Raw genomic sequence first — 14,708 nt, forward strand, 5'->3', positions numbered from 1 at the left:
CTTCATCCATCCCGAGCGCTTCGAGGAGGACGGCTGGTCGCCGCCGGGCTTTGCCGCCTTCGTCTCCTCGATCATCGAATCCGGCGTCGATCCGAACCGCATGGCCGGCATCCGCGGCCAGCTGAAGTCGATCGGGCTTGAGCCCTATGACTGCCTCAGCCCCGGCTTGATGGACTATATCGCCACCTGGACGGCGAAGAAGTCGGGCGCGCTTCCGGCCTGACAGGTCCCGCGATTTCTGCCATGGGGCTGGCTATGCCGGCCCCATATTCATTTGGAGTGACGATGCCCGCGCCTGTCATCTACGTCGATGCCGACGCCTGCCCGGTCAAGGCCGAGGTCGAGAAGGTCGCCGAACGTCATGGCGTCATCGTCACTTACGTCTCCAACGGCGGCCTGCGGCCGTCGCGCGATCCGATGATCCGCAACGTCGTCGTCTCCAAGGGCGCGGACGCCGCGGACGACTGGATCGTCGAGAACGCCAGGGCCAATGACATCGTTGTGACGGCCGACATTCCGCTTGCCGCGCGCACGGTGGCGCTCGGTGCTCATGTGCTGGGACCCACCGGCCGCCCCTTCACGCCGGAAACCATCGGCATGGCGGTGGCGATGCGCGACCTCAAACAGCATCTGCGCGAGACCGGCGAAAGCCGGGGCTTCAACGCCTCCTTCACGCAGAAGGACAGATCGCAGTTTCTCGGCGAGCTCGACCGCATCTTGCGGCGTGCCTTGAAATCCGTCACACCGGACTGATCGAGCGCTTTCCGGAGGCTCCGCCATGGCTGACGACGCATCCGTCAAATCACCGATGCATCGCCACATGCAGTTCGCAATATCCGCGATAATCGGCATCGTCGCGCTGGCGATCGCGCTCATCTTGCGAGCGCCGCTGGCCTACCAGATCGGCGCCAACGCCTTCTTTGCCGCCTATGTCGTTCTGGTCGTGCGGCTGATGCCGAAACTCACCGGCCGCTACCTCAGCAAGAACGCGCGCTCCGCCGACCTGCCGTTGCGAATGATCTTCGCGGTCACGCTCTTCGTCGTCGGCATTGCCATCGGCTCGCTGTTTCAGATCATCAACCAGAAGGGCGCGCATCCGATAGCCATCGTCTTCGCGATGCTGTCGATCCCGCTCGGCTGGTTCACCATCCACGCCATGGCTTCGCTGCACTACGCTCATGTCTACTGGATGGATGGCGACGAGATAGACGCTGCCACCAAGAAGAAAATGCCCGTCGGCGGCCTTGAGTTTCCAGGTGGGAAACGGCCAGAAGGCTGGGACTTCCTCTATTTTTCCACCGTCATCGGCATGACCGCGCAAACCGCCGACACCGGCATCACCACGACGCATATGCGCCGCGTCGTGCTCCTCCATTCGATCCTTTCGTTCTTTTTCAACGCCGTGATCCTCGCCGCCGCAGTCAATCTCGCTGTCAGTCTCGGTGGCCCGTAATAAATCCGTGATCGCATGAAACATTACCTTGTGCGGCGACGTATTGAGGGGGAGACAATGACCTGAAAAGCCGCCTCCCGATGGCGGCCGGAGGCAAGATGGACACTGTTGCCAACAACCAATCCGCCGCCGAGGCGGACGGCAAGGACAAGACCCTCATCTATCGGCAATCACGCTGGACGCGGTTGACCCATTGGATCTGGGCTTTCGCGCTGTTCTTCATGCTGCTTTCAGGCCTGCAGATCTTCAATGCGCGGCCGCAGCTCTATATCGGCAAGCAGTCCGGCTTCGAGTTCAACAACACGATCCTCCAGATCGGCGCCGAAAATACCGCCAACGGTCCGCGCGGATTCACCGAAGTCTTCGGTCATCGCTTCGACACCACGGGCGTGCTCGGCTGGTCGGGGCCACCCGGACAGGAGACGCCCCGCGCCTTCCCTTCCTGGGCAACGATCCCGTCCTATTACGACCTCGGCACGGCCCGCGTCGTCCATTTCTTCTTCGCTTGGATCCTGACCACGACGCTGCTCGTCTGGCTGGTCGCCGGCCTGATCAACGGCCATATCCGCCGCGATCTCGCCCCTCGCGTGTCGGACCTGCGCAAGCTGCCCCGCGACATCGTCGATCACGCGAAGCTGAAGTTCCATCACACGAGAGAATACAACACGCTGCAGAAAATGGCCTATGGCGGCGTGCTGTTCGTGCTGCTGCCGCTGATGATCATCACCGGCCTCGCAATGTCGCCGAGCATGGATTCGGTGCTGCCCTGGCTCAATGAAATCCTCGGCGGCCGGCAGACGGCGCGCACCATCCATTTCACCGTCATGCTGCTGCTCGTCCTTTTCTTCATCGTCCACATCCTGATGATCCTCGCCGCCGGCCCGATCAACGAGCTGCGCTCGATCATCACCGGCTGGTATCGCACCGACCCGCCCGCGAAGCACGACCAGCCAACCGAGAGGAGCGCCTGAGATGGCAAAATTTCAGATCAGCCGCCGCAAGTTCCTCACCGCCAGCAGCCTCGGCCTGTCCGGCATCGCGCTGTCGGGCTGCGATGCCTTCGACAGCGGTCTGGGCATCGGTGGCGGCCTGCGCAGCTTCCTTGAAAACGCCAACGACCTGACCTGGCACGCGCAGCGCCTGCTTACCGGCAGGGACGCGCTGGCACCGGAATTCACCGAGGCCGATATTCGGCAGCCGCAGCGGCCGAACGGCAGCACGGCGCCCGATGACGACACCTACAAGGGTCTGCTCGCCAACAATTTCGCCGATTGGCGCCTCGAGGTCACCGGCCTCGTCGAAAAACCCCTGTCGCTGACCCGCGAGCAGCTCCAGAATATGCCGAGCCGCACCCAGATCACCCGCCACGACTGCGTCGAAGGCTGGAGCTGCATCGCCAAATGGACCGGCACGCCGCTGTCGCTGGTGCTCGACCAGGCGGTGGTCAAACCGCAGGCCCGCTACGTCATGTTCCACTGCCTCGACACGATCGAGCAAAGCCTGTCCGGCGACATCAAATATTACGGCACCATCGATCTGATCGACGCCCGCCATCCGCAGACGATTCTGGCCTATGGCCTGAACGGCAAGCCATTGCCGGTGGAGAACGGCGCGCCGCTGCGTGTCCGGGTCGAGCGCCAGCTCGGCTACAAGATGCCGAAATACCTTTCCAAGATCGAGCTGGTCGACAGCTTCGCCAATGTCGGCGGCGGCCGCGGCGGCTATTGGGAAGACAATGGCTACGACTGGTATGGTGGGATTTGACCGTCGCCTGGTGATTCCCCGATAGCCGTCAGCCGGTAGGTCCGACGGTTCAGCACGCTGGACTCGGCGACCCGATCAATCGTCCGAGCTGTCGAAAGTGGTTTGGCCCGGCTCAGGCGGCGCGTCCCCCATCTCATCCGGATTGTCCACCGCGCAGCCCATGCCGTGGCATCCCTGATAATTGCCATGGGTATCGAAATTGGGATTGCCGTCCCTGTCGAATTGCGGCGTCGGGTCGATCCATTGATCGTCACGGCGCGGCTTCGGCCTCGGATAGTAATTGTCCGAATGGTGGCCGTGCCTGTCGTTGTTGTCGAGGATGGCGCCGACAATGCCGCCGACGATGATGGCAGCCGCCGCATCGCCGGGAGACGGCCGGCGGCCGGAGCCGGCAACCAGGAATTGCGCCGAACAGCCCTTGTCCACCCAGATGCCGCCGCCGTCATAGCCCCAGCTCGTGCCGAACTGGCAACGCGACTTCGACAGCCGGTTGGTCAATTGCACGCCGCCGCGCGTGTCGATCCCGCAATAGGAGTAGCGATAGTTGGAGCTCGAGCAGACCAGGCGCATCGGGCCTGCGGCCTGCGCCGCATCGGGCAACAGCGACAGTTGCGCCGGATTACCCAGCAAGCTGGCCAGCAATACCATCGAACCGGTAACCGCCATCCGCGCCGACATCGCAAATCTCCAATTGGCTTCGCTATCGACAGAATGGCACCTCTGTGTAAGTCTTACAACCAGACAGGCTGCAGCGAGGATATATTCATGAGCGCTAACAAAATGGTCACGGCGACCATACTTGTTCTATCTGCCTGGCTGGCGTTACTGCCGGCTCGCGCGGACGACAGCTTGAAGCGCGTCATCGACCAAAAGACACTGACGGTCGGCGTGGCGCTCAACCCGCCATGGATCCTCAAGAACGCGGATGGCAAATTCGCCGGCTACGATGTCGACCTGACCAGTGCCCTGGCGTCCGATCTCGGCGTCGAGCTGAAGCTGGTCGAAGTGCCGTGGAACGATCTGAAGGCACGTCTGCTCAAGGGCGATTTCGATCTGATCGCCGCAGGCTACGCCAGCACGCCGGAGCGCGCCCGCGAGGTTGTGTTCTCCAATCCGACCGGCACTGCCGACATCCGCATGGTGGCCTCGCTCGCCAGCCTGGGCAAACGGCCTCGAAAGGCGCTGACGGCGCCGGGATACAAGATCGCCGTACTGTCCAATTCGACGGACGAGGCGGCTGCCAAGGAAGCCTTCCCGAAGGCGAACATCCTGTCCTTCGACAACACCGCCGATGTCTTTGCCGCGATCATCGGCGGCGACGCCCAGGCGATGGTCGCCACCTCGCCGACGCCGCAGATGGCGGCGAGGCTCTACGATGCGAAATTCAGGCTGGTCGGAGGCCCGCTGCTGCGTGCGCCAGAGGCCTTCGCGTTGCGGCCGGACGATGTCCGCCTGATCCAGTATGTCAACAACTGGATCGGCGCGCGCACCGCCGACGGCACCATCGCCGGTGTCCGCCGCTACTGGTTCGGCGGCTTCAAATGGATGTCGCGGTTTGATACCTCAGCCAAGCCGAACCAGGCCAAGACAGACCAGGCCAAACCGGAAGAGACCAAGCCGAAGCAGTAAAAGGCTAAGCCACCTTCTCAAGCAACGGCTTCAGCGCCGGATGGATTTCCGGCGACGCTTGCCTGATCAGAGCCAGCAGCGCGCGCTCGTTGTCGCGCAGCGGTCGCTGGCCGCCGCCCACGCGCTCGGCCAGCCATTCGGCCTCGCTAGCGTCGATCGTCTCGGCGCGGCGGGCAAGCGCCTCGGCGGCCCGGTTCCTGGCTTCCCATTCGGCCTCGATATCACCAGGCGAATGATAGGCTTCGAGGATCGCAGCGAACCCGCCCGAGACCATCCGGCTGAAGAAACCGCCAAGCGTCGGGCTTGCCTCGTCGAGGAAGTTTTCATGGCGCAGCGCTACTTCCCGCGTCGGCGGCTCGTAGCCGGTCGAGCACATGACGTAGTTGGCGATCGCCTTGACGAAGAGGTCGTTCCAGGACGGATCGTTGTCGGCGGCCGCGGTCCGGTCGTTGATCTTGAACAGGACCTCCGCCTCGGCCTTGCTGATGGCGATGTTGCCGTTGCCGCCATAGGCGTAGAGGATGCGGCGCAGGAGATCGACCTCGGCCTTGCCGATATGGCCGGGAACCAGGCTACCGCCATGCATCAGCGGCCCCTTGCCGTCGATCACTGCATGCGCGACCTGTTCCAGCGCATAGGCCGAGAGCTGGCCGGGCGAGGATTTTGCTTCCTCCAGCACATGCACGAGCAGTTCCAGTTCGGTGCGGCTGTCGACCACGCCGTCGCGCGAGATCGTGCGGACCAGCCAGTCGGCATTCTGCTCGGAGATATAGCCTTCCGGCTTTTCCTGGTGGACTATGTAGTCGGTCAGCGCCTCGACAAAGAACGGCGCCCATTCGCCGCATTTGTCGCGCGCCGTCTGGTCGAGCGCGAACAGCGCCTCCGCCTCGCCCCGCGTCACGACGCCATCGGCGAACACCTCGCGCCGCAGCATCGTCACGTCCTCGGCCGTGATCTTGTTCTTCGAGGTCAGCCCCGCCACCGGAGCGCTCATGATCAATTCGCCCATTTGCCGTCCCTGCCCGTCGCCTTTGCCGGCGTTATCCCGTCAGCTTTATCAACATTGTCTTGAGAAACCGGCAAATGGCGTGGTTAGCGAAGACTTGTGGGTGCTGCGCTTTAGGTGCGTTGATATTCAGGTCAGACCGGCCTCACCTGAATATCGACGCAGCTTTGATGTCGCTGGGAGGTGACAAGGTGTCGCCGACGGGCTATGGATGGCGCGTCGGGGGCTCAGGCGACTGAGTCCCACCTGTTTGCGGGAGAGAGCAGCGCACGCTGTCGCCGAAGGGGAAATCGCCCGAAATCTCTCAGGCAAAAGAACCGTGGACGGGAAAGACAACTCTGGAAAGTCGGGATTCGTCCCGCGCCGAAGGTGTAAGCGCTGCCGACAGAGTTACGGAGCGCAAGTCTCTCAGGCTTCAGACAGAGGGGCACGAACTAGGCCGCCTGCGGCGGTCGATTGCGTGCGACTCTGGAGAAGACATGACAGGCGACGACACCAGACATCTGCCCCTTGAGGATTTGCATCAGGCCGCGGGCGCGCGTTTCGGCGCCTTCGCCGGCTGGTCAATGCCGCTGACATACCCGCCCGGCGTGATGAAGGAGCATCTTCACACACGCGAGCATGCCGGCCTGTTCGACATCTCGCATATGAAGCTGTTCGAGGTCTCCGGTCCGGGGGCCTCCGCGTTGTTGAACCGCGCCTGCCCGCTCGATGTCGGCGCGTTGGACATCTCGCAGTCCAAATACACCTTCTTCCTCAACGAGGCGGCAGGCATCATCGACGACCTGATCGTCACGCGACTTGGCGATGACCGGTTCATGGTGGTGGCCAATGCCGGCAACGCGGTGGAGGACGAGAAGCATCTGCGCGCGCTGGCCGCCGATTTCGACGCCAAGGTCGAGCCGCTCGACCGCGTCTTCCTGGCGATCCAGGGCCCGGATGCCTGGGCAGCTTTGGCGCGGGCCGGCATCGAAACCGGCTCGCTGCTCTTCATGCACGGCATCGAGCCGCGTCAGAACTGGTTCATGAGCCGCTCCGGCTACACCGGCGAGGACGGTTTCGAGATCGGCCTGCCGGAGAAGGACGCGCGTGATCTGGTCGCGAAGCTGCTGGAGGACGACCGCGTGCAGTGGATCGGCCTTGCCGCCCGCGACAGCCTGCGCCTCGAGGCCGGGCTTTGCCTGCATGGCCATGACCTGACGCCGGAAATCGACCCGGCAAGCGCCGGATTGATGTGGGCGATTCCCAAGGAGGTCCGCGCCGCCGGCGGTTTCATCGGCGCCGACGCGCTGCGTTCTATCCTCGAACGCGGGCCGTCGCAGAAGCGCGTCGGCCTGAAGCCCGACGGGCGCCAGCCGGTTCGCGCCGGCGCGGCGCTGGTCGACGCTGACGGCAATCCGGCCGGCCATGTCACGTCCGGCGGCTTCGGCCCTTCGACCGGCCACCCGGTCGCCATGGGCTACGTTGACACTGCGCTGGCCAAGGCCGGCACGAAACTCTTCGCCGATGTCCGCGGGACGAAGATCCCGGTCGACGTCACGTCCCTGCCCTTCACCCCACACCGCTACCGCAAAGGATGATTTCCAGATGGCAAAGACCTATTTCACTGAAGACCATGAATGGCTCCGCGTCGAAGGTGGCGTCGCCATTGTCGGTATCACCGACTATGCGCAGGAACAGCTTGGCGACCTCGTCTTCGTCGAGTTGCCGGAGATCGGTCGCAAGCTCGCCAAGGGCGATACGGCCGTGGTCGTCGAATCCGTCAAGGCGGCATCGGACGTCTACGCGCCGGTCGACGGCGAGATCACCGAGGCCAACGCTTCGTTGTCGGCCGACCCGTCGCTGGTCAATTCGGCCGCGACCGGCGACGGCTGGCTCTGGAAGATGAAGCTGGCCGACGAAAGCCAGCTCGACAGCCTCATGGATGAGGCCGCCTACAAAGCCCATATCGGCTGATATCAGGACATAAAGACATGACCGCAGCGCTTACTCCCTTCTCGGCCCGCCATATCGGCCCGGGCATCAACGATGTCAGAGCCATGCTTGCCGTGCTCGGCGTTCCGTCCGTCGAAACGCTGATCAGCCAGGCCGTGCCGCGGTCGATCCGCCTCGACCAGCCGCTCAACCTGCCCGCTCCGGCGAGCGAAGCGGAAGCGCTGGCCGAACTGTCTGCGATCATGGCGAAGAACACGGTGCTGAAGAGCTTCATCGGCGCTGGTTATCATGGCGTCCACGTGCCGCCGGTCATCCAGCGCAACATGTTCGAGAATCCGGCCTGGTACACGGCCTACACGCCATACCAGGCCGAGATCAGCCAGGGCCGGCTGGAAATGCTGTTCAATTTCCAGACCCTGGTCACCGAGCTTACCGGCCTGCCTGTGGCGTCCGCCTCGCTGCTCGATGAAGCCACCGCCGTCGCCGAAGCCGTCGGCATTGCGCTGCGCCACCACCGCGACAAGCGCACCAAGGTGGCGCTTGCCGGCACGCCGCATCCGCAGACGCTGGACGTCGTGCGCACCCGCGCCGAGCCGCTCGGCACCGAGGTCGACGGCGAGACGATCGACGACAACACCGCCGCCCTGCTCGTCTCCTGGCCGGACACGTTCGGCATCTATGGCGACCACAAGGCGGCGATCGAGAAGGCTCGCGCCATCGGCGCGCTGGTCGTCTTCATCGCCGATCCGCTTGCGCTCACGCTGACGGACGCGCCGGCAAAGCTCGGCGCCGACATCGCCGTCGGCTCGATGCAACGCTTCGGCGTGCCGATGGGCTTTGGCGGCCCGCACGCCGCCTATTGCGCGGTCTCCGACAAATTGACCCGGCTGATGCCCGGCCGCCTTGTCGGCCAGTCGACCGACACCAAAGGGCGCCCTGGCTACCGGCTGGCGCTGCAGACCCGCGAGCAGCACATCCGCCGCGACAAGGCCACCTCCAACATCTGCACTGCGCAGGCGCTGCTGGCCAACATGGCGACGGCCTACGCGATCTGGCACGGTCCCGCCGGGCTGCAGGCGATCGCCGGGAAGATCCATAGCCTGGCCGACCGCCTCGCCTCAGGTCTCAAGGCCGCTGGCGTGTCGGTGCTCGGCGCGAGCCGCTTCGATACGGTGACCGCGGAAGTGAAGGGCAAGGCCGCGGCAATAGAAGCCGCCGCCGAGAAGACCGGCCGGCTGTTGCGCGTCATCGATGCCGACCATGTCAGTATCGCCTTCGACGAGACCTCGACGGAAGCCGATCTCGAGGCGATCGCCGGTCTCTTCGGAGCCAAGCCCGGCACGGAAGGCGGCTCGATGCCGGGCAAGCCGCGCGGCAAGGAGTTCCTGACCCAGCCGGTCTTCCACGATAACCATTCCGAAACCGAGATGATGCGCTTCCTGCGCCGGCTGGCCGACAAGGACCTGGCGCTCGACCGCGCCATGATCCCGCTCGGGTCCTGCACGATGAAGCTTAACGCCGCCGCCGAGATGATGCCGGTGAGCTGGCCGAGCGTCGCCAACCTGCATCCCTTCGCGCCGGCCGGCCATTCGGCGGGCTATCGCAAGATGGCCAGCGACCTGGAGAGCTGGCTGTCGGAGATCACCGGTTTCGACGCCGTCAGCCTGCAGCCCAATGCCGGCAGCCAGGGCGAATATGCCGGCCTGCTCGCCATCCGCGCCTATCACCGCGCGCGCGGTGAAGGCCACCGCACGGTCTGCCTGATCCCGTCTTCCGCGCACGGCACCAATCCGGCGAGCGCCGCGATGGCTGGCATGAGTGTCGTCGTCGTGCGTTGCCTGGACGACGGCAATATCGACATGGACGACCTGCGCGCCAAGGCCAACGAGCATTCCAAGAACCTCGCGGCGCTGATGTTCACCTATCCTTCGACACATGGCGTCTACGAGGAAGGCGCGCGTCATCTGTGTGCCCTGATCCACGAGCATGGCGGCCAGGTCTATTTCGACGGCGCCAACCTGAACGCTCTGGTCGGCCTCGCGCGCCCAGGCGACATCGGTGCCGACGTCTGCCACATGAACCTGCACAAGACCTTCTGCATTCCCCATGGCGGCGGCGGCCCGGGCGTCGGCCCGATCGGCGTCAGGGCGCATCTGAAGCCCTATCTGCCGGGCCATGTCACCGAAGGCTCGGCCCACGCCGTGGCGGCGGCTCCTTTCGGCAGCGCTTCCATCCTGCCGATCACCTGGATGTATATCCGCATGATGGGCGGCTCCGGCCTGAAGCAGGCGACGGAAACGGCGATCGTTTCGGCCAACTACGTGGCGACGCGGCTCGCGCCGCACTACCCGCTGCTCTACAAGGGCCGGAGCGACCGCATCGCGCATGAGTGCATCCTCGACACACGCGTGCTCAAGGAGAGCGCCGGCATCACCGTCGACGATATCGCCAAGCGCCTGATCGACTACGGCTTCCACGCTCCGACCATGTCGTTCCCGGTCGCCGGCACGCTGATGGTCGAGCCGACCGAGTCCGAGCCCAAGCGCGAGCTCGACCGTTTCTGCGAGGCGATGATCGCCATCGCCGGCGAGGCGGCGAAAGTGGCGAAGGGCGAGTGGCCGTCCAACGACAACCCGCTGGTCAACGCCCCGCACACCGCGGCGGAAGCGCTTGCCGGTGAGTGGAAGCACCCCTATTCGCGGCTGGAGGCGGCCTATCCGGCGGGCGATGCGGACCTTTCGGCGAAATACTGGCCGCCGGTCTCGCGCATCGACAACGTCGCCGGCGACCGCAACCTGGTCTGCTCCTGCCCGCCGCTGTCGGAATATCTCGGCGCGGCGGAGTAGCCGATAGAGCGGTTCGCCGTTTCACGGAAACGGTGAACCGTTCTCACACTTTTCCTGGAATTGCTCTGTGCTCAGGCAGTCTTCAGGGCCGGCCCGGCATTGGGCTGGCCCTCTCTGTCCTGAGCGATGACGCGGTTGCGCCCGGCGCGCTTGGCCGCATAGAGCGCGGCGTCCGCTTGCGCCAGCACCTCGTCGAGCGGACGGCCCGCGGCCGAGCCGAATCCCATGCCGCCGCTGACGCTGCTGCGCAGCGGGCCGCGATGGGTAGGCACGATCTCGGTGCCGAACGCGACGCCGATCCGGCTTGCCATGTCATGCGCCTTTTCCGGCGTCACGCGCGACATGACGAGCGCGAATTCCTCGCCACCCAAGCGGAAGGCGTCGACCCCGGCCCTGCCATATTTCTTGATCACCGCCGCGAAGCGGCAAAGGACCTGGTCGCCGACGGGGTGGCCGAAGACATCGTTGGTCATCTTGAAATGGTCGAGATCGAACATGGCGATCGCCATGAACGGACCGAAGTCGCGGTCGCCGTAAAGCTCGTTGAGCGCTCGGCGGTTCATCAGGCCGGTCAGCGGATCGGTCATCGTCTCGGCCTTGAGCTCGATCTGCGCCTGCAGATGGTGCAGCGACAACGTCAGCGCGCCGAGACCGGTCATGCAGGCGACCGCGACGACGGAGTTCAACCGCTCCGCCCAGTTGTCGGGCGCCGCGCCGAGGACCCATTGCCCTTGCGCCAGCAACGTCAGGCCGCACAGCGCGAAGGACAAGCCGCAAGCGCCGCTGAGGAACGAAACCACGAGCAGGATCCGGCGATCGTGATCGCCCTTCATCCAGAACATTGTGCCGATCGCCGCGAGCAGCGCCGTCACGGCCGCATAGGTGATCTGGAAGCCGATACCGTCGAAGCCGAGAAAGGTGACGATTGCGCAGGCGGCCATCGCGGCCAGGGTCGGCACGACGGCGCGGCGGTAGTCGCGGAAGCCGAGATACTGCATGGCTGACAGGCAGATCACCAGGAAACCCAGGGTCAGCAGCGCCAGCACGACCTGGCATAACCAGGGTTCGGGATCCTTGGTGTAGCGCCAGAACGCGACGACATGGGCGACGAGCACGAAGATGCCGCAGGCGACCGTGAGCACGAAGCGCGCCCTCGGCGTTGTGAGCCAGATCGCGAACATGGTGATGCTGAGGCATGTGCCCGACAGCGCCGCCGCGAGCAGGAGCGAACTGAAATCCAACATCCGTGAAGAACTGCCTCTAGGTGCCCGTCCCTCAATGTAAACTGGCGGCGGCTGGCGCAAACCGTTTTCGGACGGTGCCCAATGCTACCTCGACACAAGGTTTACAAAGCGTCGACATACCAGGCGAAATCCCGTGACAATACACGGGACACGCGAACCCGCAGACGGATCAGCCCTTGTCGAGCAGCGCCAGATTGGCGTTGACGACCGTCTGGTCGGCCATGCCGGCCTTGGCTTCGAGCAGCAGCGCGCGCGCCTTTTTCTTGTTGCCGCGCAGGAGCTGCGAATAACCCATATTGTTGACGATCTGCGGCTTGCGCCCGGCGACCTTCAACAGCTGCGCATAGGCGCGATCGGCGAAGTCGAAGCGGCCAAGCTCGTCATAGGATGCGGCAAGCCCCATCCAGGCCTCGGCATTGTCGGATTTGAGCTCGACCGCCTTGCGGAAATGCTGTTCGGCAAGGCCGAAATTCGCCTCGCGGAACTGCGCCTTGCCTTCGACGAGGTCGTTGGCGCTGACATCCTTGGCCACCGGCTGGATCGCCGTGGTCTTGGTCGTGTCGACGTTGTTATTCGTCGTGCAGCCGGTGATCATCAAGACGGCAGCCAACGCCACCGCTGCCCTGGGAAGTCTCTGACGCATGCCCCTGCCCCATCGCCCGATTTGCCGGGTCGTTCTTCAGGAAAAGACGATACCGGAGAGCGATTAAGCTTCGGTGCCGAAATGCAGCTAAATTTTGGTTGCCCGCCAAGGATGCGTTAACCAGCCCGGATGTCGTTGAGGTGTGCTGAGATTCGGGTCAGGTCGAGTCGAGAATAGTGGCTTTCGAGAACCGGCGCGGAGCGTACTTGAAGTACGCGAGCACCGGCCTTCGCAGGCTGGCCTCACCTGAATCTTCAGTGGTGGGCGGTCAGCTTCACGATGATCGGTATAATGGCGATCATCAGCACCACCGGCAGGATGCAGACCGTCACCGGCACCGACATCTTGGCCGGCAGGGCATGCGCCTTCTCCTCGGCCATCGACATGCGCTTGTGCCGCATTTCGTCGGAGAAGACGCGCAGCGAGCCCGACAGGCTGGTGCCGAGCTCCTTGGATTGCTGCAGGAGCGTGGCGAAAGAGCGAACCTCGTCGAGGCTGAGGCGGTCGGCAAGCGCCTTCAGCGCGTCGTCTAGGCTGCGCCCGGCCCGCAACTCCAGCGACACCAGAATGAGGTTCTGGCTGAGCGACGGATAGGTCCTGGCAAGCTCCTTGGAGACGCGCTCGATGCCGGCCTCCATGCTCATGCCGGCATCAGAGCAGACGATCATCAGATCCATGAAATCGGGAAAGCCGTTGCGGTATTCGCGCATCTTTTCCCGAACCTTCTGCGTCAGCACAAGGCCTGGCAGGAAATAGCCGCCAGCACCAGAGAGGATGATGAAGGTCCAGCGGCTGGTCATGGTCGACTCGGCGCTGGCCGCCCAGTGATTGATCAGGAATGCGCCGAGCGCCGCGCCGACCAGGGTGGCGAAACGGACGAGGAAGAACATGCCAACGGCGCGCGGCTCCATATAGCCGGCCTGGATCAGCTTCAGGCGCAGCCGCGCGACATTTTCCGGGTCGCTCTTGGCGTAGAATTCCTGCGCCCGCTTCACTGCCTTCTCGCGCACGGCATTGGCGTTCTTCTTGGGCGTGGGCTCCGCCTGCTCGGCCGGCTGCAATGTCTCGACCTTCAGCCGGCGCTTGACCTCGCCGCGATCGCCCTTGGCGAGCACCAGCGGCCAGGCGACGGCGCCTCCGCCCAGTACAAGGAGCAGCACGGCGACCGGCACCAGCGACGTCGGCGCGAGCGAGGCGAGGAAGCGGATGACGTCTTCCATCTCAGAACCTGAAATTCGACATCTTGAACATGATGGCGTTGCCGAGTAGCAGCCAGATGATGGAGCCGCCTAGCATGTACCAGGTCTTCGGCACGTCCCAGACATCCTGGTAGAACTGCGGCATCAGCACCATGATGGCGGTGAACAGAAGCACCGGCACCGCGGTCAGGATGTAGGCCGACATGCGCCCTTCCGTCGAAATGGCGCGCACCTTGCGGCGCAGCTTGCCGCGGTCGCGGATCGTCGCCGACAGGCCGTCGAGGATCTCGCGCAGATTGCCGCCGGAACTGCTCTGGATCGACACCGCCGTGACGAACAGCGGCAGGTCTTCGTGCCCCACCCGGTCGAAGAGATTGTTTAGCGCCGAGACCAAATCGGAGCCATAGGTCACCTCGTCGGCGACAACGCCGAACTCGGTGCCGATCGGATCGGCCATTTCGCGCGCCACCATCGCAATCGCCACAGGCACCGGATGGCCGGCCTTCAGGCCGCGCGTAATAAGCTCCAGCGCCTCGGGCAGTTGCATCCCGAACCGCTTGTGCCGGCGCTTGCGCATGAAGCGCATGGCCATCACCGGCAGCACCGGTAAGAGAACGACAAGCAGGATCAGGCCGAGCAGGAGCGGCAGGCCCTTCCAGATGGCTAAAAGCGCCAGCGCCGCGGCCACGCCCCAGGTGATCATCAGGAACTTCGGCAGCGGCGTGGTCATCCCGGACTGCGTGCGCAGGGCGCGAAAGCGGTCGAGGGAAAAGATGGAGCCGCCGCCGTCGATACCGCGCTCCTTGCGCAGTTGGATCAGCACCTGCTCCTGGCTGATCTTGTTCTCTGCGAGCTTCATGCGCCGGTTGATGGCCGTGCGCTTGTCGCTGCGCCCGGCATAGAGCAGGTAAAGCCCCTCGGCGATCATGATGCCGGTGAGCGCCGCCGCGGCGTAAACGACGTAGACCGGGCTGAATCCCTCGAACACC

14 protein-coding genes, 1 pseudogene and 1 riboswitch are annotated in these 14,708 nt (G+C 64.3%); of the genes and pseudogenes, 9 read left to right on the plus strand and 6 right to left on the minus strand.

From position 1 onward, the window contains the following. The 5 genes and pseudogenes from RFM41_RS28720 to RFM41_RS28740 all read left to right on the plus strand — a co-directional run. Positions 1 to 223: pseudogene (locus RFM41_RS28720) on the plus strand (S-(hydroxymethyl)glutathione synthase); the annotation flags it as partial. Positions 224 to 285: 62 nt separating this feature from the next. After that, positions 286 to 753, plus strand: coding sequence for a YaiI/YqxD family protein (locus RFM41_RS28725; RefSeq protein WP_320248761.1), 468 nt, complete (start codon positions 286 to 288; stop codon positions 751 to 753). A 25-nt stretch (positions 754 to 778) separates the two neighbouring features. After that, a complete protein-coding gene (locus RFM41_RS28730) occupies positions 779 to 1,453 on the plus strand; it encodes a DUF1345 domain-containing protein (protein WP_320248760.1) in 675 nt (224 codons plus the stop codon). A 98-nt stretch (positions 1,454 to 1,551) separates the two neighbouring features. Continuing rightward, the gene (locus RFM41_RS28735) at positions 1,552 to 2,424 is read left to right on the plus strand and encodes a cytochrome b/b6 domain-containing protein (RefSeq protein WP_320248758.1); all 873 of its coding nucleotides are present in this window, start codon (positions 1,552 to 1,554) and stop codon (positions 2,422 to 2,424) included. Position 2,425: 1 nt separating this feature from the next. Further along, positions 2,426 to 3,217 carry a molybdopterin-binding protein gene (locus RFM41_RS28740; RefSeq protein ID WP_320248757.1) on the plus strand — a complete coding sequence of 264 codons (792 nt, stop codon included), beginning with the start codon at positions 2,426 to 2,428 and terminating at the stop codon, positions 3,215 to 3,217. A 75-nt stretch (positions 3,218 to 3,292) separates the two neighbouring features. Here the strand turns inward: RFM41_RS28740 and RFM41_RS28745 are convergent, their stop codons facing one another. Continuing rightward, positions 3,293 to 3,895, minus strand: a complete 603-nt coding sequence (locus RFM41_RS28745; RefSeq protein ID WP_320248755.1) for a DUF3011 domain-containing protein — start codon at positions 3,893 to 3,895, stop codon at positions 3,293 to 3,295. Positions 3,896 to 3,982: 87 nt separating this feature from the next. Between RFM41_RS28745 and RFM41_RS28750 the strand changes: the two genes are divergently transcribed. Further along, a complete protein-coding gene (locus tag RFM41_RS28750) occupies positions 3,983 to 4,846 on the plus strand; it encodes a transporter substrate-binding domain-containing protein (protein ID WP_320248753.1) in 864 nt (287 codons plus the stop codon). A 4-nt stretch (positions 4,847 to 4,850) separates the two neighbouring features. Here RFM41_RS28750 and RFM41_RS28755 read toward each other — a convergent pair whose 3' ends face one another. Beyond that, positions 4,851 to 5,855, minus strand: coding sequence for a hypothetical protein (locus tag RFM41_RS28755; RefSeq protein WP_320248751.1), 1,005 nt, complete (start codon positions 5,853 to 5,855; stop codon positions 4,851 to 4,853). A 240-nt stretch (positions 5,856 to 6,095) separates the two neighbouring features. Continuing rightward, positions 6,096 to 6,182, plus strand: a riboswitch (glycine riboswitch). Between the two features lie 149 nt (positions 6,183 to 6,331). On the opposite strand from RFM41_RS28755, the gene gcvT reads away from it, so the two are divergent. The 3 genes from gcvT to gcvP are packed head-to-tail and all read left to right on the plus strand — an operon-like array spanning position 6,332 to position 10,633. Further along, positions 6,332 to 7,432 (plus strand): glycine cleavage system aminomethyltransferase GcvT, encoded by a 1,101-nt coding sequence (gene gcvT, locus RFM41_RS28760; RefSeq protein ID WP_320248749.1) that lies wholly within the window; start codon positions 6,332 to 6,334, stop codon positions 7,430 to 7,432. 7 nt (positions 7,433 to 7,439) lie between these two features. Next, positions 7,440 to 7,808: a glycine cleavage system protein GcvH gene (gene gcvH / locus RFM41_RS28765; protein WP_320248747.1), complete on the plus strand. Its 369-nt coding sequence runs from the start codon at positions 7,440 to 7,442 to the stop codon at positions 7,806 to 7,808. A gap of 17 nt (positions 7,809 to 7,825) precedes the next feature. Continuing rightward, entirely contained in the window at positions 7,826 to 10,633 is a 2,808-nt protein-coding gene (gene gcvP / locus RFM41_RS28770) for an aminomethyl-transferring glycine dehydrogenase (protein WP_320248745.1), read from the plus strand. A 71-nt stretch (positions 10,634 to 10,704) separates the two neighbouring features. Here the strand turns inward: gcvP and RFM41_RS28775 are convergent, their stop codons facing one another. The 4 genes from RFM41_RS28775 to RFM41_RS28790 form a co-directional block, all read right to left on the minus strand. Continuing rightward, a complete protein-coding gene (locus RFM41_RS28775) occupies positions 10,705 to 11,877 on the minus strand; it encodes a GGDEF domain-containing protein (RefSeq protein ID WP_320248743.1) in 1,173 nt (390 codons plus the stop codon). A 169-nt stretch (positions 11,878 to 12,046) separates the two neighbouring features. Then, complete coding sequence (locus RFM41_RS28780; protein WP_320248742.1) at positions 12,047 to 12,520, minus strand: tetratricopeptide repeat protein; 474 nt, start codon at positions 12,518 to 12,520, stop codon at positions 12,047 to 12,049. Between the two features lie 254 nt (positions 12,521 to 12,774). Further along, positions 12,775 to 13,740, minus strand: coding sequence for a type II secretion system F family protein (locus tag RFM41_RS28785; RefSeq protein ID WP_320248741.1), 966 nt, complete (start codon positions 13,738 to 13,740; stop codon positions 12,775 to 12,777). Between the two features lies 1 nt (position 13,741). Continuing rightward, a complete protein-coding gene (locus tag RFM41_RS28790) occupies positions 13,742 to 14,707 on the minus strand; it encodes a type II secretion system F family protein (protein ID WP_320248740.1) in 966 nt (321 codons plus the stop codon). Position 14,708: the final 1 nt, after the last annotated feature.

The organism is Mesorhizobium vachelliae, from assembly GCF_033977325.1.
GTDB classification, from domain to species: Bacteria; Pseudomonadota; Alphaproteobacteria; order Rhizobiales; family Rhizobiaceae; genus Mesorhizobium; species Mesorhizobium vachelliae.